This window comes from Martinezella rhizogenes (assembly GCF_007002745.1).
Classification (GTDB): domain Bacteria; phylum Pseudomonadota; class Alphaproteobacteria; order Rhizobiales; family Rhizobiaceae; genus Agrobacterium; species Agrobacterium cucumeris.
The window spans coordinates 94,084-117,267 of sequence record NZ_SGNY01000009.1 but is presented as its reverse complement, the minus strand read 5'-3'; the positions used below and the strand labels follow the sequence as shown (position 1 = coordinate 117,267).

At 60.8% G+C, this 23,184-nt stretch carries 22 protein-coding genes and 1 pseudogene; 12 read left to right on the top strand and 11 right to left on the bottom strand.

The window, feature by feature from the left end; all coding sequences use genetic code 11:
• Nucleotides 1-51 precede the first annotated feature (51 nt).
• Nucleotides 52-447 carry a (R)-mandelonitrile lyase gene (locus EXN68_RS22280; protein ID WP_142842910.1) on the bottom strand — a complete coding sequence of 132 codons (396 nt, stop codon included), beginning with the start codon at nt 445-447 and terminating at the stop codon, nt 52-54.
• A 307-nt stretch (nt 448-754) separates the two neighbouring features.
• On the opposite strand from EXN68_RS22280, the gene EXN68_RS22275 reads away from it, so the two are divergent.
• From EXN68_RS22275 to EXN68_RS22225, 11 genes and pseudogenes are all read left to right on the top strand, one after another.
• Nucleotides 755-1,777 (top strand): substrate-binding domain-containing protein, encoded by a 1,023-nt coding sequence (locus EXN68_RS22275; RefSeq protein ID WP_142842909.1) that lies wholly within the window; start codon nt 755-757, stop codon nt 1,775-1,777.
• A gap of 103 nt (nt 1,778-1,880) precedes the next feature.
• The gene (locus EXN68_RS22270) at nt 1,881-3,374 is read left to right on the top strand and encodes a sugar ABC transporter ATP-binding protein (protein WP_142842908.1); all 1,494 of its coding nucleotides are present in this window, start codon (nt 1,881-1,883) and stop codon (nt 3,372-3,374) included.
• Nucleotides 3,371-4,315: an ABC transporter permease gene (locus EXN68_RS22265; protein ID WP_065117787.1), complete on the top strand. Its 945-nt coding sequence runs from the start codon at nt 3,371-3,373 to the stop codon at nt 4,313-4,315. The genes EXN68_RS22270 and EXN68_RS22265 overlap by 4 nt, the downstream gene beginning before the upstream one ends.
• A gap of 1 nt (nt 4,316) precedes the next feature.
• Complete coding sequence (locus EXN68_RS22260) at nt 4,317-5,285, top strand: ABC transporter permease (RefSeq protein ID WP_142842907.1); 969 nt, start codon at nt 4,317-4,319, stop codon at nt 5,283-5,285.
• A 3-nt stretch (nt 5,286-5,288) separates the two neighbouring features.
• On the top strand, nt 5,289-6,311 hold the full coding sequence (locus tag EXN68_RS22255) for a LacI family DNA-binding transcriptional regulator (RefSeq protein ID WP_142842906.1): 1,023 nt from the start codon (nt 5,289-5,291) through the stop codon (nt 6,309-6,311).
• Nucleotides 6,312-6,344: 33 nt separating this feature from the next.
• On the top strand, nt 6,345-7,394 hold the full coding sequence (locus EXN68_RS22250) for a sugar phosphate isomerase/epimerase family protein (RefSeq protein ID WP_142842905.1): 1,050 nt from the start codon (nt 6,345-6,347) through the stop codon (nt 7,392-7,394).
• Nucleotides 7,395-7,405: 11 nt separating this feature from the next.
• On the top strand, nt 7,406-8,578 hold the full coding sequence (locus tag EXN68_RS22245; RefSeq protein ID WP_142842904.1) for a Gfo/Idh/MocA family protein: 1,173 nt from the start codon (nt 7,406-7,408) through the stop codon (nt 8,576-8,578).
• 129 nt (nt 8,579-8,707) lie between these two features.
• A pseudogene (locus EXN68_RS22240) lies at nt 8,708-9,561 on the top strand (sugar phosphate isomerase/epimerase family protein).
• 148 nt (nt 9,562-9,709) lie between these two features.
• Complete coding sequence (locus EXN68_RS22235) at nt 9,710-11,395, top strand: GMC oxidoreductase (protein WP_142842903.1); 1,686 nt, start codon at nt 9,710-9,712, stop codon at nt 11,393-11,395.
• Nucleotides 11,395-11,955: a gluconate 2-dehydrogenase subunit 3 family protein gene (locus EXN68_RS22230; RefSeq protein WP_142842902.1), complete on the top strand. Its 561-nt coding sequence runs from the start codon at nt 11,395-11,397 to the stop codon at nt 11,953-11,955. Before EXN68_RS22235 ends, EXN68_RS22230 begins: the two co-directional genes overlap by 1 nt.
• 70 nt (nt 11,956-12,025) lie before the next feature.
• Nucleotides 12,026-12,421: a c-type cytochrome gene (locus EXN68_RS22225; protein ID WP_142842901.1), complete on the top strand. Its 396-nt coding sequence runs from the start codon at nt 12,026-12,028 to the stop codon at nt 12,419-12,421.
• 39 nt (nt 12,422-12,460) lie between these two features.
• Here the strand turns inward: EXN68_RS22225 and EXN68_RS22220 are convergent, their stop codons facing one another.
• From EXN68_RS22220 to nirK, 3 genes are all read right to left on the bottom strand, one after another.
• Nucleotides 12,461-13,162, bottom strand: coding sequence for a Crp/Fnr family transcriptional regulator (locus EXN68_RS22220; protein ID WP_080820468.1), 702 nt, complete (start codon nt 13,160-13,162; stop codon nt 12,461-12,463).
• 149 nt (nt 13,163-13,311) lie between these two features.
• Nucleotides 13,312-14,229 (bottom strand): SUMF1/EgtB/PvdO family nonheme iron enzyme, encoded by a 918-nt coding sequence (locus EXN68_RS22215; protein ID WP_142842900.1) that lies wholly within the window; start codon nt 14,227-14,229, stop codon nt 13,312-13,314.
• Between the two features lie 109 nt (nt 14,230-14,338).
• Nucleotides 14,339-15,481, bottom strand: a complete 1,143-nt coding sequence (gene nirK / locus EXN68_RS22210; RefSeq protein ID WP_142842899.1) for a copper-containing nitrite reductase — start codon at nt 15,479-15,481, stop codon at nt 14,339-14,341.
• A gap of 236 nt (nt 15,482-15,717) precedes the next feature.
• Here nirK and EXN68_RS22205 point away from each other — a divergent pair, with 236 nt between their 5' ends.
• The gene (locus EXN68_RS22205) at nt 15,718-16,950 is read left to right on the top strand and encodes an NnrS family protein (RefSeq protein ID WP_142842898.1); all 1,233 of its coding nucleotides are present in this window, start codon (nt 15,718-15,720) and stop codon (nt 16,948-16,950) included.
• Between the two features lie 80 nt (nt 16,951-17,030).
• Here EXN68_RS22205 and EXN68_RS22200 read toward each other — a convergent pair whose 3' ends face one another.
• The 7 genes from EXN68_RS22200 to EXN68_RS22170 form a co-directional block, all read right to left on the bottom strand.
• Complete coding sequence (locus tag EXN68_RS22200) at nt 17,031-17,564, bottom strand: DUF2249 domain-containing protein (protein ID WP_080820475.1); 534 nt, start codon at nt 17,562-17,564, stop codon at nt 17,031-17,033.
• Between the two features lie 78 nt (nt 17,565-17,642).
• Entirely contained in the window at nt 17,643-17,948 is a 306-nt protein-coding gene (locus tag EXN68_RS22195; protein WP_161991450.1) for a DUF2249 domain-containing protein, read from the bottom strand.
• A 145-nt stretch (nt 17,949-18,093) separates the two neighbouring features.
• Entirely contained in the window at nt 18,094-19,992 is a 1,899-nt protein-coding gene (locus EXN68_RS22190) for a nitric oxide reductase activation protein NorD (RefSeq protein ID WP_142842896.1), read from the bottom strand.
• 18 nt (nt 19,993-20,010) lie between these two features.
• Entirely contained in the window at nt 20,011-20,823 is an 813-nt protein-coding gene (locus tag EXN68_RS22185; protein WP_137005501.1) for a CbbQ/NirQ/NorQ/GpvN family protein, read from the bottom strand.
• Between the two features lie 65 nt (nt 20,824-20,888).
• Nucleotides 20,889-22,235: a nitric-oxide reductase large subunit gene (locus tag EXN68_RS22180; RefSeq protein WP_110758675.1), complete on the bottom strand. Its 1,347-nt coding sequence runs from the start codon at nt 22,233-22,235 to the stop codon at nt 20,889-20,891.
• Between the two features lie 24 nt (nt 22,236-22,259).
• On the bottom strand, nt 22,260-22,712 hold the full coding sequence (locus EXN68_RS22175) for a c-type cytochrome (RefSeq protein ID WP_046800955.1): 453 nt from the start codon (nt 22,710-22,712) through the stop codon (nt 22,260-22,262).
• A gap of 178 nt (nt 22,713-22,890) precedes the next feature.
• The gene (locus EXN68_RS22170; protein ID WP_161991449.1) at nt 22,891-23,181 is read right to left on the bottom strand and encodes a hypothetical protein; all 291 of its coding nucleotides are present in this window, start codon (nt 23,179-23,181) and stop codon (nt 22,891-22,893) included.
• Between the last annotated feature and the right edge of the window lie 3 nt (nt 23,182-23,184).

The following is a 23,184-nucleotide window of genomic DNA, read 5'->3' as shown; positions in this document are numbered from 1 at the left end:
ATGCGGACGTGCCCGTTTTAGACGCGTAACGGACACACCCGAATGGCGGTGTCAGCCGCCATATTGGTCGTCCGTCACCTTCTCCATCCAGTCCACCACCTTGCCGTCCTTGACTTCCTGAAGCGCAATATGAGTCATGGCGGCATTGGGAGCTGCGCCATGCCAATGCCTTTCTCCGGGTGCGAACCAGACGATATCGCCGGGCCGGATTTCTTCCACCGGGCCACCCTCACGCTGCACACGACCAAAACCCGAGACGACGATCAGTGTCTGGCCGAGTGGATGGGTGTGCCAGGCGGTACGGGCACCAGGCTCGAAGGTGACCTGCGCACCCTGAACCCGCTCCGCGTCGAAGGGGTTGAACAGCGGATCAATGCGGACGGTGCCGGTGAACCAGTCTTCAGGCCCTCTGGCGGATGCCCGGGTTCCTGCGCGCAATATTTCCATGGTCATTCTCCTGCTTGGAATTGTGTGGTGATTTGAGGCGGGAATTCCACTGTTGTCCACAGCGGCGTTCAAACCTGATGGGGCGAACAGGCTCCAGACGTTTTTAAAAGCCGCAGGCTTCGATCATCTTGAGGGTTTATCGCACTCTTTTGCGCGTATTTTGCGACACTGTCAGCACTGATTTTACCTCCCTTCCAGACACCGCCAGAAAAATCCCGTTCGGGATTGACTTGATAATGAAAACGGTTACATTCGCTCATGTAAACGGTTTCATTAGTTAAAAACCGTGCTTGGAGGAGCAAATTTCATGTTTAGACATTTGATGGCTGCCGCCGCTTTGGTGCTGGCGGCCGGCACGTCCGCGTATGCCCAAGAGCAGAGCTTCAAGATCGGTCTTTCCAACTCGTTCGTCGGAAGCGAATGGCGCACGCAGATGATCGAGGAAGCCCAGGCGGCCGCAAAGGCTTGGGGCGAAAAAGGCGTCAAGGTCGAAGTCGTCGTTCAAAGCGGCAATGTCGATGTGCAGGGGCAGATCGGCCATATCCGCAATTTCATGAACCAGGGCGTTGATGCGATCCTCATCAATCCCGGCAGCCCGACGGCTTTCGATCCGATCTTCGCGCAGGCCAAGGCGCGCAACATTCTCGTTATCGCCACCGACGCCGAAGTGTCCTCGAAGGATGCGATCTATGTCGGCATCGACCAGAAGGCATGGGCGGCACAGTCCGCGCAGTGGCTTGCGGATGCGCTTAAGGGCAAGGGAAGTGTCGTTGCCATCAACGGCATCGCCGGTAACCCGGCAAACGAAGCCCGCGTCGCCGGTTACCGCGAAGTGTTCAAGAAATATCCTGATATCAAGGTGCTGAACGAAGCCAATGCGAGCTGGGATCAGGCGCAGGGCCAGCAGGCCATGCAGAACCTGCTTGCCACCTATCCCGATATCAGCGGCGTCTGGGTGCAGGACGGCATGGCGGACGGCGCATGGCGCGCCATCGAAGCCGCCGGCAAGACCAAGGACATTGCCGCGACCGGTGAAATCCGCAAGGACTTCATGACGCGCTGGGAAAAGGAAAAGTTCAATTCCGGCGCTTCGGTCAATCCTCCCGGTGTCATGGCCAGCGCGCTCAACGTTGCTGTCCTGAAGCTGCAGGGCAAGGAATTCAAGGACGGCGTCTTCGGTGGCACCTATGGCAACGCCATCTATATTCCGATCCCCTTCGTCAGCAACGACAACCTTGCCGACAATATCAAGGCCGCCGATGGCAAGCCTGGTTACTGGTCAGTCACGGCAACCGTGACGCCGGAGCAGGCTGGCGAGTTCTTCAAGTAAGACCGCTCTCGGGCTGGCGGCGAACGCCGGCCCGAACCACAATTTCGAGTGCGGAGAGGGCCTTGGCCATCCGCCTGTGACAAGCATTATTCGGGGACTTGCGATGGCGAACGCTTTGGAAGCGGCCGGCATAACGAAGAATTTTGGCGCCGTGCGCGCGCTTTCCGCCGGCAGGCTGACCGTCGGTCGCGGTGAAATTCACGCGCTGCTGGGCGCCAATGGCTGCGGCAAGAGCACGCTTTGCAAGATCGTTGCGGGCGCGGTTGCGCCAACCAGCGGCACGATCCGGTTCAACGGTGCGGAAGTGCGCTTCAAAAGCCCGCGTGACGCTGAAAATGCCGGCATCGCCCTGTTTTATCAGGAGCTGAGCCTCATTCCGCAGCTTTCCGTCGCCGATAACATCTTTCTCGGCCGCGAGCCGAAACGCGGCATCTTTGTTGACGGCAAAGCCCTGAAAGCCGAAGCGGCGAGACTAATCGCGCTGTTTGACGGCGTGGCGGGCGAGGGGCTGGGTCCAGATGCGATTGTCGGCAATCTGCCGCCGGATCAGCGTCAGCTGGTCGAAATCCTCAAGGTCTTCGCCCAGAATGCCAGCCTGATGATCATGGACGAGGCGACGGCGGCGCTCGATGGCCGCCAGTCTCAGCGCTTTTTCGAGATACTCCGGGCCAAGAAGGCCGACGGTATCTCGACCATCATGATTTCCCACCGTCTCGACGAGGTTTTCGCCGTCTGCGACCGCATTACCGTGATGCGCAACGGCGCGACGATTTCCGAACTCGACACCGCAGCCACCACCCGTGAAGCCGTCGTGCATGACATGGTCGGCGATGTTCGCGCAGCACCCGCCCGCCAGCAGGGACACGCTGCCGCCGCACCCAGCCTGAAGGTGACGGATGTTGCGGGTGATGGCGTTCGTGGCGTTACCCTGGAAGCCTATCCGGGCGAAATCGTCGGTCTGGCTGGTTTGCAGGGGCAGGGCCAATCGGCCCTGCTGAAAGGCCTCTTCGGCGCCAGTCCCTTTGCAACAGGCCAAGTCCGCTTCGAGGGCCGTGAAATCACCATCGGCAAGCCTTCGCAGGCGGTTCACAACGGTTTTGCCTATGTCTCGGGCGATAGAGGTCGTGACGCCTCGCTTCAGGGCCGCTCGATCTTCGAAAATCTCGTTGCCGCGCTCATGGTGCGCGAAAAGATGCGGCTGGTTCGGCCCGCAACTTTGAAGCCGCGGGTGCAAAAGGTCGCTGATGATATGAAGACAAAGTTTGCCGGCATGGACATGGCCATCGGCACGCTTTCAGGCGGCAACCAGCAGAAAATCTTCATCTCCCGCTGGCTCGCCACCGCCCCGAAACTGCTGCTGCTCGACGACCCGACCAAGGGTATCGATCTCGGCGCCAAGGCCGATCTCTTCGCGCTGATGCGGCAACAGGCCGATGCCGGCGCGACCATTCTTCTCTATTCCTCGGAAGATGCGGAAATCCTCGAATATGCCGACCGCATTCTCGTCTTCAACGGCGGACGCATCTCTGCGGAACTGACCGGAGCCGACATGACATCCGTCAACATGACCCGCGCCGCCTATGGAGACGCCGCATGAATTCCCAAGGCGTTCTGCGCAGGCAACCCTGGATCATCACCCTCGTCGTTCTGGCCGTTCTCGTTGCCGTGAACACGTTTTTGCAGCCATCCTTCGTTCAGCCCTCCGTGCTGCAATCGAACCTGACGACGTTTTTGCCGCTGATCCTGGTCGCCATCGGCCAGACCTACGTCATTCTGGCCGGAGATATCGATCTGTCGGTCGGCAGCATCGTGGCGCTCGCCAATGTCGTCACCGTCAGCGTCATCGCCGCACTCGGCGGCACGACGGGTGCTGTCTTCGCCGGCATGGCGGCGGGTGCGGCTGTCGGGCTGCTGTGTGGACTGGTCAATGGTTTCTTCATTTCCGGCCTGCGCTTCCAGCCTATCGTCACGACCTTCGCAACCGGCATCATCTTTGCCGGTCTGGCGATCTGGGTCTTGCCGCAGGCAGGTCTTCCGGTGCCGGAAGCCTATTGGCAGACCTATTCCGGCAGCTTCATCGGCCTGCCCTTCGTGCTGTGGGTACTGCTGGCGGGCATCGCCTTCACGCTGATCGTGTCGCGCATTCCTTTCCACACGCATCTGCTTGCCGTGGGTGGCAATCGCACCGGCGCCTTCCAGACGGGTCTGCGCCTTTCCGGCATCCGCATCGGCGCATATATGATCTCCGGTCTGTTTTCGGCGCTGGCAGCGCTCTGCCTGACGGGTGAAACGGCTTCAGGCGATCCTCTGCTCGGCGCAAGCCTGGCGCTGTCTTCCATCTCGGCGGTGGTTCTGGGCGGCACCGCATTGTCCGGCGGCTTCGGCAGCTCGACGGGGTCGATTGCCGGCGCGCTGGTGCTGGGCATGATCGGCAATGTGATTTTCTTTGCGGGCCTGCCCTTCGAGTACCAGACACTGGTGCAGGGTTTGATCGTGCTGACGGCGCTGGCCGGCGGTGTTCTGGTGACGAGGCGTTGATATGACCAATCCCGGCTTGCAAATCAAATCCCTCCTTACCGATCCCCTGACCATCGCCATTGGCGCATCGGTCTTCCTGCTGCTGGTCGGCGAATTGCTGTCGCCCGGCTTCGCGCAAGGCTCGCAGATCGTGCGGCTGCTGACGATTGCCGCAATTCTCGGCATCGTCGCGGCGGGCCAGAACCTCGTCATCCTCGGCGGCCGTGAAGGCATCGACCTTTCCGTCGGCGCGATGATCTCGCTTGGCGCCGTCCTTGCCGGCAATATGATGAACGGCCAGAATGCAGGCATTCCGCTTGCCATTCTCGTTGCCGGCGGCATTCCTTTCCTGATCGGCCTCATCAACGGCCTCGGCATCACCTTCGTGCGCATTCCGCCGCTGGTCATGACGCTTGGCATGACGGCGGTCATTCAGGGCGGGCTGGTCGTTTATTCGCAGGGCGTTCCATCAGGTGCGGCAGCGCCGCTGCTGGCGGGCTTCATCAACCGTCCGCTCATTTTCGGTATTCCCGGCGTACTCTTCGTCTGGCTGGGCATCGCCGCGATCATGCTCTTCGTGCTGCGCCGCACCGCCTTCGGTTTCGCCATCTACGCCATCGGTTCCAACGAACGGGCGGCGACGCTTACCGGATTGCCCGTCTCTTTGATCCGCACGCTGCTTTATGGCCTCTCCGGCCTGTTTGCCGGGCTGACTGGGGTGTGCGTCATCGGTTACACCGGCACGTCCTTCATCTCCGTCGGCGACCAGTATGTGCTTCCGTCGATCATTGCGGTCGTCATCGGCGGCACCTCGCTTGCCGGCGGTGCGGGCGGATATGTCGGAACCATGGCCGGGGCAGTTGCGCTCACCATTCTGCAAAGCGTACTGATAACGCTCAACCTCGATGTATGGGCACGGCAGATCATATTCGGTGTCACGTTGCTAGCGCTGATGCTGCTTTATGGCCGCCAAAAGCAGTTGCGTGTGTGACAGATGAGCAAAGACCAAGGTTCGAATATCAGGGAAGTTGCAGCTCTCGCGGGCGTTTCCATCGCGACCGTATCGCGGGCGCTGCAGCAACCCGACAAGGTTCGCCCGGAGACCCGCAAGAAGGTTTTCGACGCCGTGCGGCAGGCGAACTTCGTTCCCAATGCGCAGGCGGCCAGCTTCCGCCGCCAATCCAACAACACTGTCATCCTTCTCGTTCGCGATATCGGCAACCCGTTTTATCTCGAAATCTACAAGGGCGTGGAAGAAGCGGCGGGCGAAGCGGGCTTCAAGGTGCTGATGGGCGATGCCCGCAACGACGAGAACCGCGTGGCGACCCATATCGACATGGTGCGTCAGAAACATGCCGACGGGCTTATCCTGATGACCGGCCAGTTTCCCTCCGAGCTTCTCGATCAGGGCGACGCGCTGCCGCCGATCGTCATCGCGTCGGAGACGGTGCCCGGCCTCGCGCTGCCGACCGTCAAGGTGGACAACCGTGCCGCCTCCATGAATGCCATGCGGCACCTCATCGAGGCGGGGCATAAAGAGATCGTGCATCTGGCCGGTCCCGTTCCGGAAAGTCTGGCGCAGGAACGTTTCGACGGGTACCGCACAGCACTTGCCGAGGCTGGCATAACCTACACCGACGAACTGGTGGTGACGGGCGATTACAGCATCGAGGCCGGTCGTCAGGCGATTACAGGCCTTCTCGAAGGGGGCATCGCCTTCACCGCGATCTTCGCATCGAGCGACCAGATGGCGATCGGCGCGATCAGCGAGTTGCGGGCGCGTGGGGTTTCGGTTCCGGCCGACGTCTCCGTCATCGGCTTCGACGACATCATCTTCGCCAATGCGTTTGAGCCGCCGCTGACGACGGTGCGCCAGCCCCGCCAGGAAATGGGCCGCAGGGCCATGGCGCTGATGGTGGACAGATTGAACGGAAAACGCACGGCTGAAACCATCGTGCTGGATACGGAACTGGTGGTGCGCGGCTCGGTCGCGCCCTGCCGCCCGCCGCATCGGTAGCGGCCAGACTGTGAATGCAAGGAGTGTAAGGACATGAAGACGATCAAAGGCCCGGCAATTTTCCTCGCGCAATTTGCCGGAGACGAGGCCCCTTTCGACACGCTCGACAATCTCGGCCAATGGGCGGCTTCGCTCGGTTACAAGGGCATTCAGGTGCCGACCGATCCCAAACTCTTCGATCTGGAAAAGGCCGCCGCCTCCAAGTCCTATTGCGACGATATCAAGGGCCGTCTGGCCGAAATTGGTGTCGAGATCACCGAGCTTTCGACCCATATTCAGGGCCAGCTTGTCGCCGTTCATCCCGTTTATGATGAAATGTTCGATGGTTTCGCCCCAGTTGAATTGCGCGGCAAACCGCAGGCGCGGCAGGAATGGGCCGTCAATCAGCTGAAGTGTGCGGCGAAAGCCTCGCAGCACCTTGGCCTCAAGAGCCATGCGACTTTCTCCGGCGCGCTTGCCTGGCCGTTCGTCTATCCGTGGCCGCAGCGTCCGGCCGGGCTTGTCGAAATGGCCTTTGCCGAACTGGGCAAGCGCTGGACACCCATTCTCGATGCCTTCGAAGAGGATGGCATCGATCTCTGCTATGAGCTGCATCCGGGTGAGGACCTGCATGATGGCGTCACCTTCGAGCGTTTCCTTGACGCCACCGGTAATCACCCGCGCGCCAACCTGCTCTATGATCCCTCGCATTTCGTGCTGCAGGCGATGGATTATCTCGGTTTCATCGACATTTACCACGAGCGTATCCGTGCCTTTCACGTCAAGGATGCCGAGTTCAATCCGACTGGCCGTTCCGGCGTTTATGGCGGTTATCAGAGCTGGTTAGACCGGCCGGGTCGTTTCCGTTCGCTCGGCGACGGGCATGTCGATTTCGGCGCGGTGTTCTCCAAGCTGACCCAATATGACTTCGACGGCTGGGCGGTGCTGGAGTGGGAATGCGCGTTGAAGCACCCGGAAGATGGCGCGCGTGAAGGCGCAAGCTTCATTGAAAACCACATCATCCGCGTGACGGAGCGGGCCTTCGACGATTTCGCCAAAAGCGGCATCGATGATGCCGCCAATCGTCGCCTTCTTGGACTTTGAAAGGGATAGCCATGTCCTCCGCTACAAAGAAATTCGATAGCCGCCGCCGTATCCGTCTCGGCATGGTCGGTGGTGGTCAGGGTGCCTTTATCGGTGCCGTGCACCGCATCGCGGCCCGGCTGGATGACCGTTACGAGCTGGTGGCCGGCGCGCTTTCCTCCGATCCCGCGCGTGCTAGCGCTTCGGCAACCCTGCTGGGCATTGCGCCAGAGCGCTCCTATGCCTCGTTCGAGGAAATGGCGGCATCCGAGGCTGGTCGGGAAGATGGCATCGAGGCGGTCGCCATCGTCACCCCCAACCATCTGCATTTTGCTCCGTCCAAGGCATTTCTCGACGCCGGCATCCACGTCATCTGCGACAAGCCGGTGACCGCGACGCTGGAAGAGGCGAAGGCGCTGGCCGAGATCGTCAGGGCATCCGACAGGCTGTTCATCCTGACGCATAATTACACCGGCTACGCGATGCTGCGGCAGATGCGCGAGATGATCGCTGATGGATCCATCGGCAAGCTGCGCCACGTTCAGGCCGAATATGCGCAGGACTGGTTGACCGAAGCCGTCGAAAAGACGGGGGCGAAGGGTGCGGAATGGCGCACCGACCCCAGCCGCTCCGGCGCCGGCGGTGCAATCGGCGATATCGGCACCCATGCCTTTAACGCCGCTGCCTTCGTCACGGGCGAAATCCCAACAAGCCTTTATGCCGATCTGACGTCGTTCGTTCCGGGCCGGCAGCTGGATGACAGCGCCAATATCCTGCTGCGATATGCAAGCGGCGCCAAGGGGATGCTCTGGGCGAGTCAGATCGCGGTCGGCAATGAAAACGCGCTGTCGCTCCGGGTTTATGGCGATAAAGGCGGGCTTGAATGGCACCACCGGGTGCCGGACGAGCTGTGGTTCACGCCTTATGGCGAACCTAAGCGGCTTATCACCCGCAACGGCGCAGGCGCAGGTGCTGCCGCCAATCGTGTCAGCCGCGTGCCGTCCGGGCACCCGGAGGGATATCTCGAGGGTTTTGCGACGATTTACCGTGAAGCCGCAGATGCAATCATCGCAAAAAGGGAGGGAAAGACAGCCGCCGGGGATGTGATTTACCCCGGCATAGAGGACGGCCTTGCGGGTCTCGCATTCATCGATGCGGCCGTCCGGTCCAGTCGGACCTCGTCCTGGGTAGGGATCGACATCTAGATCATCGCATATCGAGGACGGACGACGCAGGGCACAGGAGGTGGTGCCCGGCATAACCTGGCCGGAAGGCCGGGAAAGGCGCGGGCACACGTGTCGTCACATTGATCAAACGGAAAGGGAGTTACGCGTTTGAAAACGTTCAAGTCAAAATTCGCAAGCATGGCAGCCGTCGTCGCATTGGCGGCCGGCATCACGAACCCGATTCTGGCCGAAGACAGCAAGACGCTGCCGATTGCCGCGCAGATGTACACCTTGCGCAATGCGGGAACACTTGAGGAGCAGCTTGCCATCCTCAATCGCGCCGGTGTTTCGGCAGTTGAAACGGTGGATATGCAGAAGGTCAGTGCCAGCGAGCTGAACGCGCTCCTGGAAAAGCACAAGATCAAGGTCATTTCCTCGCATGTGCCGATCGACAAGCTGCGCGGCAACCTCGATGAGGTCATCACCGAGCAGAAAGCCGTCGGCAATCCTGTTGTCACCGTGCCTTTCCTGAAGCCGGAAGACCGCCCGAAGGACGCCGCAGGCTGGACCGCCTTCGGCAAGGAACTCGGTGGTTATGCGGACAAGCTGTCTGCGGCGGGCCTCTCCATGGCCTACCACAATCATGACTTTGAAATGGTCAAGTTCGATGACAAGACGGCGCTTGAGCTGCTGCTCGATGCGGCTGGCCCGAAACTGCAGAGCGAGCTCGATGTCGCCTGGGTGGCGCGCAGCGGCAATGATCCGGCCGCGTTCCTCGGCACCTTGAAGGGCCGGGTATTTGCCATCCATGCCAAGGATAACGCGCCTGCGGGCACGGCGGAAAACGAGCGCGGCTTTGCCACACTCGGCACCGGCGTTCTCGACTGGAAGGCAATTCTGCCGGCGGCCAAGCGGCCGGCGTCAAGTGGTTCATCCTTGAGCACGACCTTCCGCTCGATGCCGAAGCTGTCGTGACCAAGGGCAATGCGTTCCTCAATGAACGTCTTCCGACCCTTCAGTAATCACTGCCAGTAAAACCAGAACCGCTCCCTGGCGGCCGGTTTCGCCGGGGCGCATGAGGTTCGACAGACGCATGGCCAGTTTCCGCCGCACCGCGACGGGAAGCACTTCGTCCTGTCGTTTTTTCCACGTCACATCGGAGGAGTTATCATGGCAAACAATCATTATGATGCGATTGTTGTCGGCTCGGGCATCAGTGGAGGCTGGGCCGCGAAGGAACTCACGCAAAAGGGCCTGAAGGTTCTGATGCTGGAGCGCGGCCGGAACATCGAGCACATCACCGACTATCAGAATGCGGACAAGGAGGCCTGGGATTACCCCCACCGCAACCGCGCCACGCAGGAGATGAAGGCGAAATACCCCGTTCTCAGCCGTGACTACCTGCTGGAGGAAGCAACGCTTGGCATGTGGGCCGATGAGCAGGAAACGCCCTATGTCGAAGAAAAGCGCTTCGACTGGTTCCGCGGTTATCATGTCGGTGGTCGCTCGCTGCTCTGGGGACGCCAGACCTATCGCTGGTCACAGACCGACTTCGAGGCCAATGCGAAAGACGGTATCGCCGTTGACTGGCCCATTCGCTATGAGGATGTTTCTCCCTGGTATGATTATGTCGAGCGTTTTGCCGGCATCTCCGGCAGCCGTGAGGGGCTGGATATTCTTCCCGATGGCGAATTCCTGCCGCCGATTCCGCTCAATTTCGTCGAGCAGGATGTCGCAAGCCGGTTGAAGAAGGCGTTCAATGGCACGCGCCACCTCATCAATTCGCGTTGCGCCAACATCACCCAGGAGCTTCCCGATCAGGAACGCACGCGCTGTCAGTTCCGCAACAAGTGTCGGCTGGGCTGTCCCTTCGGTGGCTATTTCAGCACGCAGGCCTCGACCCTGCCTGCGGCGGTCGCCACCGGCAATCTGACGCTCAGGCCTTTCTCCATCGTCAAGGAAATTCTCTACGACAAGGACAAGAAGAAGGCGCGTGGCGTCGAGATCATCGATGCCGAGACGAACCTGACCTATGAATATACCGCCGACATCATTTTCCTCAACGCCTCGACGCTGAACTCGACCTGGGTGCTGATGAACTCGGCCACCGATGTCTGGGAAGGCGGGCTTGGAAGCAGCTCGGGCGAACTCGGCCATAACGTGATGGACCACCATTTCCGCATGGGCGCCAACGGCCAGGTGGAAGGTTTCGAGGACTTCTACTTCAAGGGCCGCCGCCCGGCGGGCTTCTACATTCCGCGTTTCCGCAATACCGGCGACGACAAGCGCAAATATCTGCGTGGTTTCGGGTATCAGGGCTCGGCCAGCCGTTCGCGCTGGGAGCGGGAAATCGCGGAACTGAACATCGGCGCCGACTACAAGGAAGCCCTGACCGAGCCGGGCGGCTGGACCATCGGCATGACCGCCTTCGGCGAAATGCTGCCCTATCATGAGAACCGCGTGAAACTGGATCAAGACAAGAAGGACAAGTGGGGCCTGCCGGTCCTGTCAATGAATGTCGAGATGAAGCAGAACGAACTCGACATGCGTGAAGACATGGTCAATGACGCTGTCGAGATGTTCGAGGCGGTTGGCATCAAGAACGTCAAACCCTCCAGGGGCAGTTACGCCCCCGGCATGGGCATTCATGAAATGGGAACGGCCCGCATGGGGCGCGACCCGAAAACCTCCGTCCTCAATGGCAACAATCAGGTCTGGGATGCGCCCAACGTCTTTGTCACCGATGGCGCGTGCATGACTTCGGCCTCCTGCGTCAACCCGTCCCTGACCTACATGGCGCTGACGGCGCGTGCGGCCGATTTTGCTGTTTCCGAACGCAAGAAGGGGAACCTGTGATGAACAGACGCGAACTGCTGAAACTGATAGCCATTGCCACCGGCCTTCCGCTGATCGGCGCAGATGTTCTGACGGCTGCGGAAAACGCTACCAAACCAGCCGGTGGTGCTCATGTCTTCACCGCGGAAGAAATCCGGTTTCTGGACGAGGTGGCGGAAACGATTATTCCCCGCACCTCCACGCCGGGTGCGAAGGATGCTGAAGTGGGAGCATTCATGGCCGTCTATGCGGCCGATTGCTACACTGACGAACAACGGACGCTCTTCCTTTCGGCAATTTCCGATATCGAGAAGCGCAGCCAGACCGACCACAAGAAGGGCTTTCTGGAGTTGACGTCAGAACAGCGGCAGGCGCTGCTTGCCGCGCTGGACAAGCAGGCCAAGGCGGAACAGACGCCGGCAAAACCGCATGTCTTCACGCTGGTCAAGCAGTTGACGCTGCTCGGCTTCTTCACCTCGAAGATCGGCGCCATGGAAGTGCTCGTCTACGACGAGATTCCCGGTGGTTTCGAAGACCGCGTTCCCTATAAAAAGGGCACGCCCGCCTGGGGCACGACCTGAACAGAGCGACCTCCGGCCCGTCCGCTTTTGCGGGCGGGCCGTATTTATGCGGCAAGACAAGGATGACACGATGCGCAAGACAATAATCATCGCGGCAGCAATGCTGACCGCAACTGCCATTCCCGCTCTTTCGGAAGGTGATGTGGCCAAGGGGGAGGCGGTCTTCAAGCGCTGTTCCGCCTGCCACGCCATTGGCGAGGGCGCGAAAAACAGGGTCGGCCCGCAGCTTAACGGCATCATCGGCCGCGCGGCCGGCGGCGCTCCTGACTATAATTATTCGGGTGCGATGAAAAAAGCGGGTGAGGACGGTCTCGTCTGGACACCGGAAGAATTGCGGGATTTCCTGAGCGCGCCGAAAAAGAAAATACCTGGAAACAAGATGGCGCTGGCCGGCATCAGCAAGCCGGAAGATCTGGATAATCTCATCGCCTATATCGAAAGCGCGGCTTCGAAGCCGGCCGAGTGACAGCGAAAAGCGGAGTACATGGAGGTCGGCAATACGCCCTTACACTTGGCTGGTTTCGCCCTCTGCCAACTGAGCAAGCCCCGGCAGATTGCAGACCAGAAGCTTCTGCCGCCCGCCCTGCACCAGACCCTTGGACTCCCAGCTGCTGAGAATGCGCGAGACCGTATGCAGCGTCGTGCCGGTCATCTCGGCGATATCCTGCCGCGAGATCGGGAAATCGATACGGATGCCGTCTTCCTCCTTGCGGCCCGCCTGCTGCGAAAGGCGCAGTACGGCATGGGCCACCCGGCGCTCCACCTCCTGCGTCGACATTTCGCGGATGCGCGTATGGGCTTCCTCGAGACGCTGGCCGATCGTTTGCATGGCGGAGACGGCAAGATGTGGGTTCTGTTCGACGAATTGCGGCCAGAGGTCCGTCTGCCATGACAGGATGACGCTTTCGGCAGCCGTCGTGGCGGTGCCGGGATAATCGGACCGTTGCAGCGCTCTTGCGAAACCGAAGAGATCGCCGGGATGCACCACGCGCACGATGATCTGCTGGCCGTCATGCGTCACTTGCGTCACCTTCAGGCGGCCGTGGATAAGCAGGAAGAAATGCGTTGCCGACTGGCCCTGCTCGAAAATGGCTTCGCCGGGCGGCACCAGCCGGGATGTGGCGTGGGTCAGCAGTCCGTCCAGCTCATCGTCGGCCATCTTGGCAAACAAGGCCAGCGACCGGATGACGCTTCGGTCAATCTTCACTTGCACCCTCTCCGGTGATCGGACGATCCTCAAGGTGATTGCATTGGCAACCGGGGATCGGCCTTTTCTGTATTGTCAGCATACAGCACTATCACCGGCGGCAGAAGATCAAATGATATGAATCAAGCGATTGTTTTAATTGACGATTATCAAGAAAACAGGGTGGTGGCACGAAGCTTTTCGAGAAGCGGCGCGTACCAGCGCGTGTCTCTCACGAGCCTGAACCCGAGATTATCAGGCGGTACGCCAACGGCGCAGCCACCGCTTTTCGGGTTTTTGACGAAGGCGCTCATCGCCGCCCGGTGTTTTCCCGAAGCGACCGGAATACCGCAGGAGGCGACGCTATCGATCGCCTCACCATCCTTGCCAAGTGTCACACGGTGGCTGCAGCTCGACGTCCATTCCCAGACATTGCCTCCGAAATCGGCAAGGCCATATTCGTTTTCGCCAAAGCTGCCATAGGATTGCGGAACGGGGTTGCCCGAGGCCTTGCGGCTGGTCTGCCGCTCGTAATCCGCCAGCCAGCGCAAAGCCGGGTTTTCACTGTCCGCGGCGACACCCAGCGTCTCATCCGGAAAAAGCGAGCCGGCGGCGAAGGCCAGTTCAGCGTCGCTCGGCAGGCGCCAAACCTCGCCTGTCCGCTCGCTCAACCACTTTGCATAGGCGTGGGCGTCGTCCTGGCTGATACCGGTTGCCGGTATCTCGCCGCCGACCGGAGCGGCAAAGCCGGGTTCCGGCTGCTGGCAGCCGCCTTCCGCCACGCAGCGCGCATAATCTGCGCTCGACACCTGATATTTCATGATCGTCAGATTTTGTCGCATCGCCACGTCGACCATCGGCCCATCGACGGCATAACCATTGCGGAAATATTCGCCCTCCGCCCGATAGGTGAAATGTCCGGCAGGCACTGTAACGACCTGTGGAGCCATCATGGCCGCGCGGTCATCAATGCCGCTGTGGATGATCCCGGACTGGAAACCGATGGCCGTTGCCAGCAGCGTTGCAATCGAGAGCGGGAGAAGAAGCGAGACGGCATTTGGGAAGTGGCTGTTGCCGGGAATGCCCATGGGAACCTGCCTGCGTCGAGAGGACGCCAAAGTTCGGGCCTGTTTTCAGGCCGCATAGCAGAAGGGGGAGCGCGCCGCGACCGCTGGCGGCGGCGCGCTCCCGTTTGTGTCAGATGCTCGAGGGGGCAAGCACCGCCTGCATCAGGCTGTTGTTCCACTCACCGGTCACCTTGAAGTGGGCGGCTGCACCCAGCTCGAAGGCTTCAATGAGGTTGTGGTTGACATAAGCGTAGATGCCGGGCTGCTCGAAGGTATAGAAGGCCGCACCCGCCGTGCCGCCGGGAATGAACCAGGTTTCCTGGTCGAGATCAGGCGGGTTGCGGAACTTGCCCGTTGCCCAGACATAATCGCCATGGCCGCCGATGAGATGCGGACGGGTATCACGGTTTGCCTGCGAATGGACGATCAGCACCTTCTCGCCAACGGCGGCCTGGAGGGCATGTTCCCCGGTCAGGGCACCGACTGCGCCATTGAAGACGATGTGGCTCGGTGTCAGCTTGCGCATCACTTCCAGCGTATCGGCCATGGCGTCGCCGGCGCTTTCATATTTCTTGAAATTGCCGTTCTCGTCGCGCGGGATGTAAAAGTCCTGCTCGCCGACATAATAGATCTTGTCATAAACAAGCTCCTTGCCGTGGCCGTCCGTCAGGCCCTCACGCGGCAGTACCATGATCGCGCCATTCATGCCCGAGGTGACGTGCCACGGCACCATGCCGGGAGGTGCGCAGTGATAGACGAAGACGCCGGCCTTGGTGGCCTTGAAGCGCAGGATCGCCTTTTCACCGGGGTTGACGATGGTGAGCCCGCCGCCGCCGAGCGCGCCGGTGGCCGAGTGGAAATCAATATTGTGCTGCAGCTCATTGGTATCGGGGTTGATAAGGGTCAGTTCGACATAGTCGTCCTGGTGCACCACCATCAGAGGCCCGGGAACCGAACCGTTGAAGGTCATGGCGTGGACCTCGGTGCCCTTGTCGTCGAGGATCATCTTCTGCTCTTTGATCGTAAGCGTGAACTCGACGATCTTCGGTCCGCCTTCGGCTTTCTGCGTGTGGACATGCACGAAGGGCGGTTTGACGAGATCAACTTTTACGCGAGGCAGCGCTGCAATCTCAGCGCTCGTCAATGGCTTGGCTGCGGCCTTCTTTTCCTCTGCCGCGCTCGCTGCCGATGGCATGATGACGGGAGCTATAGCCCCTGCAAATGCTGCGCCTGCGAGAATATTACGCCGTGTGATGTGGAAGGTTTCCGTCATCATTCTTCTCCTATCCCTCTTGGGGCAGAGCATGTTTCGCTCTGTCACAGCATTTGTAGCGGAGGTGCGGAAATACAATTTGAGATGGAGCAAACTTCGCTTTCGGCACCCTGCGACATTTTGGCAGGCGGCTGAAGGCCGGTGTGGAAGCGTCGCACCGCCTCTTTGCCTGTTCGCAAAGAAGTCGGACGGGCTTGCGTCTAGACATATGTCAAGACCAAGCAAGGAGCATTATAATGAGTGGCAGCGAAACCGTTCTCACCCAAGGGCGCAGCCGGCCAAAGGGCGGCATTCCAAGAGGGCTGGCGCGCACCGGCCCGGTTATCTTTTCGTACGGCTTCCGGCCGTTTTTCCTCGGTGGCGCCCTGTGGGCCATCGTGGCGATGGTGTTGTGGATCGCGGCCCTTTCCGGCTTGATCGACCTCGGCGGGGATTACGGCGCACCGAACTGGCATGCCCATGAGATGCTGTTCGGTTTTGCCTCGGCGGTGCTGGCCGGCTTTCTTTTGACGGCCGTGCCGAACTGGACGGGGCGGCTGCCGGTGTCGGGCAAACCCTTGGTGTGGCTGTTTGCGCTCTGGTGTGCCGGCCGGCTTTTCCTGCTTGTGCCGGACCATGTGGGCGTGGTCACTGCCGCAGCCGTGGACGGGCTTTTCCTGCCGGCACTTCTGGCGATCTGCGCGCGTGAGGTCATTGCCGGGCGAAAATGGAAGGACCTGAAGGTGCTGGGCGGGCTGCTGGCGCTTTCCGTTGCCAACATCATATTCCATGTTGCAGCGATTGGGGGTGATCATAGCTTGATCGCGACCCGCCTTGCGGTCTCGGCCTACACGGTTCTTGTCATCATCGTAGGCGGCCGCATCGTGCCGAGTTTTACCCGCAACTGGCTGAACCGTTTCGGCCGCACGGATTTCCCGGTGCCCTATAACGGCTTCGATACCGCCGCCATCCTCACCGGCATCGCGGCGCTGGCCGTCTGGACGATAGAGCCTGAGAGCATCGTGGCGGTGCCAACGGCGCTTCTGGCGGCTTTCATGCACGCCGTGCGTCTGATCCGCTGGCGCGGCTGGACGACATGGCCGGAGCAGGTGCTGGTGGTGCTGCATGTCGCCTACGCCTTCATCCCCGTCGGTTTCATTACCATAGCGCTGGCGGCTCTTGACGTCATGGACACACGTTCCGTCCTGCATGTCTTCACCGTCGGCGTTATCGGCTGCATGATGCTTGCTGTCATGACGAGAGCGAGCCTTGGCCATACCGGACGCAAGCTTGCGGCCAGCAGGGTTACCATTGCCGCTTATGTCGCGCTGATCGCCTGCGCACTGCTGAGACCGGCAGCCGAGTTCTTCCCCGGTGCGATGATGCATCTCTACGCTTGCTCGGCGCTCTTCTGGATCGTGGGTTTCGGTCTCTTCTGCATTGAATATGGGCCGATCCTGATGCGCGAGCGCAAACCGCTGAAAGCCTAGATTGCTTGCGACGCCGCTAAAACGAAACGCCCCGGAGCAACTTCCGGGGCGGTTCGGTTTCGGGGAATTTGATTTATGGCTTAATGCGCGCCGGCACCGGCGCGGATGAAGATGCGGAACGCCGTGCGCGCCTCGTCGAAATTGCCGGCCCATTGATGACCCCGGGCCAGAAGTTCCGGGTAAAGGAATGTCGGCTCCTGCGGCATCAGCACGAAGATCACGGCACCCGGCGGAAGACGGTCAAGTGCGGCAAGCGTGCGGCTCGCCTGGCCTTCCGTCGTCTCGTCGCTCAGATCGAGATAGATGACCGGATCGGGCCATATCTGCGGCTCCTCGGCATTGCCCGCAAGCGCCGGTGACACGGAAATCTGTTCGGTCTCAGTGGATTGCGGCGTAAACAGCACTTCCCAGTCGCCGCCGCCGATTTCCCTCACCTGATGGTCGAAACCGCGCTCCGCCATCACCTTGAACAGCGGAACGGGCCGGAAGGTGGCGTATAATCGCAGCGCCTCACCGGGAGCAAGCCCGGCCACGGCTTCCATGATGGCCGGAAAGGGCTCGCCGCCGCTCAGCAAAAGCGGCCGGACATCGAGTTCCCTGATCATTTCCGTCATTGCATCACCTCATCTGTCGGCTGGCGGCGGCAAGGGCCATCCGCCAGAGGTCTTTTCACCACACCGCCGGGGCAGGGGTCAATGTTCGGAGCCGCAGCAGCATTCGCAGCCGGACATATCGTCTTCGGAACCTTCGGCCTGTTCTTCCAGCCGGCCAATATCGAGACGCCAGACTTCCGGACCCTGTTCGAGATATTCCCAGCCGAACTGGCCGGGGAAATTTGTGGCCAGCTGGTAAAGCAGTGGACGGGGATCGTGATCGCTGGTGATCTGCAGCGATTGCCCCTCATTCAATGCGTTGAGCGCACCGAAAATGCGCGGATGGCGTTCGCGGTGCGGAATGATGCACACGTCGATATTGGTTGCGGTTTGAGCTTCGGACATAGGCTGGCTCCACGGCCGCGGATGGAATGATGTCCGGCGGTGCGGCCGACCGACGGACTGGAAAAACCTATCCGCCGGGTGGTCGCGAGACATTGTCGCCGCGCAAACAAACCTGAGATTCGTCAGGTTCGTTGCGCGACATGCTTCAGCCGGCAAGGCTGCGATAGATTGCCGGCAGCGCCGATGGCAGCTTGGCGATCCTGCTGACGATGGCATAACCGTTCTGACCGAACATGGCCGGAATATAGGACTGCGCCTTGCTGTCCACCGTTACGCCGAACACGCTGACGCCAGAGCGTCGCGCCTCGGAAACCGCGCGGCGGCTGTCCTCGATGGCGAAGCGGCCCTCATAGTGGTCGACATCGTTCGGCTTCCCGTCCGTCAGCAGCAGAAGCAGCTTGCGGCGCTCCGGCCTCTCATGCAGCTTGGCGCTGGCGTGGCGGATGGCGGGGCCGATGCGGGTGTAGAAACCGGGTTTCAGCGCCGCGATACGCCGCTCGATAGTGTGCCCCATCGGCTCATCGAAATCCTTCACCGTCTCCACCCGCACCCAGGAACGGCGGCGGGAGGTGAAGGTCAGGATGGAGTGACTGTCGCCGCAGGCGGAAAGTCCGTGGGCAAGCACCAGCAGGGCTTCCTTCTCCACATCGAGCACCCGGCGATTGTCGAACCACGCATCGGTCGATAGCGACACGTCGACGAGGATCGTTACGGCAAGATCATGCGCCTGTGGGCGGCTTGCCATATGAATGCGGTCGCTGCCCTGTCCTCCGGCGGCAATATCGCTTCTGGCGCGAACCACGGCGTCAAGATCGAGATCATTGCCGTCAAGCTGGGCGCGCAGCATCTCGTGGCGTGGCCGCAGCACCTCGAATTGCCGCCTGACCCGGCGAATGAGGCTTTTGGTGTCCGGGTCGGGTTCCGGTGCCGTCTCGGCGTCTTTCGCCGGACCGGCGATGACCCGGCAATGATCGGCGAGATAGGTACCGCTGCGATAATCCCATTCGGGATAGGTCAGTTCCGCCGTCAGCGGGGTATGATTCAGTGCTTCAGGCGGCAGGTCGAGATCGAAGCGGAAGCGGGCGGAAGGCCGCCCCTTTCTTTCACCCAACGTCATATCGTCAAGCTCGTCCGCCGCGCTGCCGTCGGCATCGTCGCTGTCGTCACCCGGACGGTCGACATTGACCATCTCGGCCATGGCGAGGATTTTTTCGAAACGGTTGAGGATGAAGGGGCTGCGTTCGGTCTGGCGGTTCTCGGTCTTTTCGCGCACGGCGATATGGCGGGCGGCCTCCGCCCCCTGCGGCGCGGCGCCCGCTGCCGGCTGGTCCTCGCTTTGCCGGACCTCGGATGTTTCGCGCAGCAACGTGTCCGGCCATAGCGGCACCGGCAGCATCGGCAGGTAGCGCGGCGGCGCTTTTTCCGGAAGACCGGCGGGTGGTGCATGGCCCTCGATCCCTGCCGCATCGGCGAGCATGGAAAGCACCCGTTGTTCCACCTGCTGCTCTGTCTGGGGCAGCGGCCGTTTCTGCCGCACCGCGAGCATGGCGGCGCAAAGCCGGCGATACCGGGTCTTCATTCCGGGGAAGGCATGGATGACGGCATTTGCCAGTTCTGCGGCACGGTCGAGCCGGGCAAGATCGTTGCCCAACGGGTCGGCCGCCGCCACCGGTTCAAGCGGCATCATCGCCATGGCGGCGGCGAGCCAGAGATAGAGATCGCGGTTGAGGCACCGGTCGGGAAACAGATCGAGCACCGGCGGCAGCATCAGCGTGGCATGATCGCGTCCTGGCTGGGCGAGCTTCTCTTCGCCAAGACCCATGCGCTGGCGCAGCCTCAGCCGGTGGCTGGAGGTGCGGGCGCGGGCCGGCGCGATCTGCACCGCATGTTCACCGCCAAAACCGCGGAAACATATGGCCAGCACGGCCTGCATATCCTCCAGCTTCACGGCATGATCCGGGAAGCGCAGCCATGTGCCGGTTTCGCCGATCAGCCTGTGCCAGGCGCGGCCGACGGTTTCTTCCAGTTCCAGAAAGTCCAGCATGGTCTTTTCCCCAACCGCCTATCGAATGATCGCATCCGCGACTTCATGCAGCGCGGCCTTCACATCGGGCTCGTCAGTCAGCGGTTCGATCATGGTCGCGCGCACGGCCTGACGGGCGGGAAGGCCGGTATCGATGAGGCTGGCGCAATAAACGAGCAGACGGGTGGAGACGCCTTCCTCAAGGTCATGGCCCTTCAGGCCGCGCAGCCGGTGGGCAAGATTGACGAGCGGCTCGACGTCGCGCGCATCCAGCCCGCTTTCGTGCGAAACGACGGCGATTTCCTGCTCCTTGGGCAGAAAATCGAATTCAATGGCGACGAAGCGCTGGCGGGTGCTGGGCTTCAGGCTCTTTAAAAGATTCTGGTATCCGGGATTGTAGGACACGACGAGCATGAAGCCGGAGGGTGCTTCCAGTACCTCGCCCGTGCGCTCCAGCGGCAGGATGCGGCGATCATCGGTGAGGGGATGCAGCACGACGGCCACATCCTTGCGCGCCTCGACGATCTCATCGAGGTAACATATGCCGCCCTGGCGCACGGACCTCGTCAGCGGGCCGTCCATCCAGACGGTTTCGCCGCCTTTCAGCAGGTAACGGCCGGTCAGATCAGCGGCAGCAAGATCGTCGTGGCACGAAACGGTGGAAAGCGGCAGGCCGAGTTTCGCTGCCATATGGCTGACGAAACGGGTCTTGCCGCAGCCTGTCGGGCCTTTCAGCAGAAGCGGCAATTGCCGCACCCAGGCGCTTTCGAACAGCGTGCATTCATTGCCGAGCGGGGTGTAGAACGGCGCGTCCGGCAAAGGCTGCGGCGCGGGGCGGAAAATCGTATTCATGGTCATCTCCATGGTTGGTGGTAAGGAACCGGCTCTCCGGGGGAAAAGGAGAGCCGGTCCGTTTCTCATTCGGCGGGCTGCACGAGGCGGGCAACGTCGCCCTGTTTCTGCTTGCCCGGTACCAGGATTGCCCAGATGAACATGACCGCCGAAATGAGAACCGCGAAACCAGAACCGAGACGGATCCAGTAGAAGATCGCCAGCTGGTCCTGCACATCCATGAAGCTTTCGCCCATGACCCGCTGAAGCTGGATCTGCACCACGCCGGCGAATGTCAGCGCGAAGGTCATCACCGACATGGCCGTGCACATGACCCAGAAGCTCGTCATCGAAAGCCACTGGTTGTAGGGCGCACGTTTCTTCATTTCGGGGATGGCATAGGCCATCATCGCAAGGTTCAGCATCACATAGGCGCCGAAGAAGGCGAGGTGCCCGTGGGCGGCGGTAAGCTGCGTGCCGTGGGTGTAATAGTTCACCGAAGACAGCGTGTGCAGGAAGCCCCAGACGCCGGCGCCGAAGAAGGCCATGACCGAGCAGCCGATCGACCAGAGGAGGGCGGCGCGGTTCTCATGCTTGCGGCCGGCCTTCCAGGTCATGACGAAGGTGAAGATGACCATGGTGAAGAAAGGGGCCACTTCCAGCGTCGAGAACAGCGAACCGATCCACTGCCAGTAACCCGGCGCGCCGATCCAGTAATAATGGTGGCCGGTGCCGAGGATGCCCGAGAAGAGGGCGAGACCGACGATGACATAGAGCCATTTTTCCACCACTTCGCGGTCGATGCCGTTGAGCTTGATCATCAGGAAGGCGAGGATCGACGCCATGATCAGTTCCCACACGCCTTCCACCCAAAGATGGATGACGTACCACCAGTACATCTTGTCGAGCGCCAGATTGATGGGGTTGTAAAAGGCGAAGAGGAAGAAGATCGCCAGACCCCAGAGACCGAAGAGCAGGATATTGATGACGGTGGTCTTGCGGCCCTTCAGCGCTGTCATGGTGATGTTGAACAGGAACATCAAAACGACAAGCACGATGCCGACCTTGATGGCGAAGGGCTGTTCGAGGAATTCGCGGCCTTCATGGATGCGGAACATATAACCGACCACGGCAACCGCGGCGGCCACCAGGAAGATCCAGAACTGGGCGATGGCGAGCTTGGGGCTGTAAAGCTCCGTTTCCGTCTCTTCCGGCAGAAGATAGAAAGTCGAGCCCATGAAGCCCATCAACAGCCACACGACCAGTGCATTGGTGTGGATCATGCGCACGATGTTGAAGGGCAGAAGCTCGGAAAGCGTGTTGGGCAGCACGTAGATCGTTGCGGCGATGACGCCGAACAGGATCTGCGCCACGAACAGCCCGATTGCGCCGTAAAAATACAGCATGGCGACTTTTTGCGTCTGGTATTTCATCTCGTCATCTCCTTGCCGTCAACCTCAACCCGCATCGTTCGGCGGCCAGTTCTGCGTCTTGATCCGGCTCGTCCATTCGAGGAAGTCGACGAGATCATCGAGTTCCTGTTCGGTGAGATTGAACTGCGGCATCTGGCGCCGGCCCTCGATGCCGGTGGGCTGGGCGGCCATCCAGGCCTTGATGGAATCGCGCGCCGTCTCCTTGTCTTCCACGCCGCCATAGCGCTTCCAGACATTGCCGAGTTCGGGCGCGAAATAGGCGCCTTCGCCGAGCAGCGTGTGACAGTTGATGCAGGAGTTTTTCTCCCACACGTGTTTGCCGCGCGCGACGCTTTCCGTCAGCGTGCTTTCATCCGTCGAAGTGGTGCGCATGTAATAATGGCTATGGGCGGTCAGCCCGACGAATATGGCGAAGAAGAAGATGGAGCCGCCGTAAAAGACGTTTCGCGCTCCTGTTTTGGTCAGGCGTTCTGCCATGCCAATGGTCCTTTCCATCCGGAAGACCGCTTATGCGGACTGGCTTGATCGAACCCTCTTGCCGGGATTTGCCAGCAGGCTGGCGGAATGCGGTGGGGTCTGAAGCCTTTCTAGCCGCTGGCCGCCGGCGTTCTTTGCCATTTGGCAAACAAGTGGAGAGGTGATGCGGTCCGCCTTTTCAGAGCGACAGAATGCCCTGCAGGAACGCCCGCAAAAGGGCTGCGGCGGCGAAGATTGCGGGCCATGCCAGAAGTGCCGTGCGCAGCAGGCCTCGCTCTTCGCCAAAACCCAGAAAGTCGTCGATGACGCGTCTGGATTTCATGAGCGCGAAAAGCAGCATCAGGCAGGCGACGGCAACCGGCGGCAGAAGCGCCGCCTTCCACGATGTGACGACGGCCGTGCCGGCGAGAACAAGAATGGCGAGCATTGCGAAACTTCTTGCGAGCTGGCGGGAGGTGCGGTGGATCATGAC

Bases quoted from the DNA above. Each gene is read 5' to 3' on its own strand.
- EXN68_RS22215 (WP_142842900.1), bottom strand. From the start codon at position 14,229: ATGGGCATTCCCGGCAACAGCCACTTCCCAAATGCCGTCTCGCTTCTT.
- EXN68_RS22260 (WP_142842907.1), top strand. From the start codon at position 4,317: ATGACCAATCCCGGCTTGCAAATCAAATCCCTCCTTACCGATCCCCTG.
- EXN68_RS22170 (WP_161991449.1), bottom strand. From the start codon at position 23,181: ATGATCCACCGCACCTCCCGCCAGCTCGCAAGAAGTTTCGCAATGCTC.
- EXN68_RS22225 (WP_142842901.1), top strand. From the start codon at position 12,026: ATGCGCAAGACAATAATCATCGCGGCAGCAATGCTGACCGCAACTGCC.
- EXN68_RS22270 (WP_142842908.1), top strand. From the start codon at position 1,881: ATGGCGAACGCTTTGGAAGCGGCCGGCATAACGAAGAATTTTGGCGCC.
- nirK (WP_142842899.1), bottom strand. From the start codon at position 15,481: ATGACGGAAACCTTCCACATCACACGGCGTAATATTCTCGCAGGCGCA.
- EXN68_RS22230 (WP_142842902.1), top strand. From the start codon at position 11,395: ATGAACAGACGCGAACTGCTGAAACTGATAGCCATTGCCACCGGCCTT.
- EXN68_RS22245 (WP_142842904.1), top strand. From the start codon at position 7,406: ATGTCCTCCGCTACAAAGAAATTCGATAGCCGCCGCCGTATCCGTCTC.
- EXN68_RS22235 (WP_142842903.1), top strand. From the start codon at position 9,710: ATGGCAAACAATCATTATGATGCGATTGTTGTCGGCTCGGGCATCAGT.
- EXN68_RS22175 (WP_046800955.1), bottom strand. From the start codon at position 22,712: ATGGCAGAACGCCTGACCAAAACAGGAGCGCGAAACGTCTTTTACGGC.
- EXN68_RS22250 (WP_142842905.1), top strand. From the start codon at position 6,345: ATGAAGACGATCAAAGGCCCGGCAATTTTCCTCGCGCAATTTGCCGGA.
- EXN68_RS22190 (WP_142842896.1), bottom strand. From the start codon at position 19,992: ATGCTGGACTTTCTGGAACTGGAAGAAACCGTCGGCCGCGCCTGGCAC.
- EXN68_RS22180 (WP_110758675.1), bottom strand. From the start codon at position 22,235: ATGAAATACCAGACGCAAAAAGTCGCCATGCTGTATTTTTACGGCGCA.
- EXN68_RS22200 (WP_080820475.1), bottom strand. From the start codon at position 17,564: ATGACGGAAATGATCAGGGAACTCGATGTCCGGCCGCTTTTGCTGAGC.
- EXN68_RS22275 (WP_142842909.1), top strand. From the start codon at position 755: ATGTTTAGACATTTGATGGCTGCCGCCGCTTTGGTGCTGGCGGCCGGC.
- EXN68_RS22205 (WP_142842898.1), top strand. From the start codon at position 15,718: ATGAGTGGCAGCGAAACCGTTCTCACCCAAGGGCGCAGCCGGCCAAAG.
- EXN68_RS22185 (WP_137005501.1), bottom strand. From the start codon at position 20,823: ATGAATACGATTTTCCGCCCCGCGCCGCAGCCTTTGCCGGACGCGCCG.
- EXN68_RS22280 (WP_142842910.1), bottom strand. From the start codon at position 447: ATGGAAATATTGCGCGCAGGAACCCGGGCATCCGCCAGAGGGCCTGAA.
- EXN68_RS22195 (WP_161991450.1), bottom strand. From the start codon at position 17,948: ATGTCCGAAGCTCAAACCGCAACCAATATCGACGTGTGCATCATTCCG.
- EXN68_RS22255 (WP_142842906.1), top strand. From the start codon at position 5,289: ATGAGCAAAGACCAAGGTTCGAATATCAGGGAAGTTGCAGCTCTCGCG.
- EXN68_RS22265 (WP_065117787.1), top strand. From the start codon at position 3,371: ATGAATTCCCAAGGCGTTCTGCGCAGGCAACCCTGGATCATCACCCTC.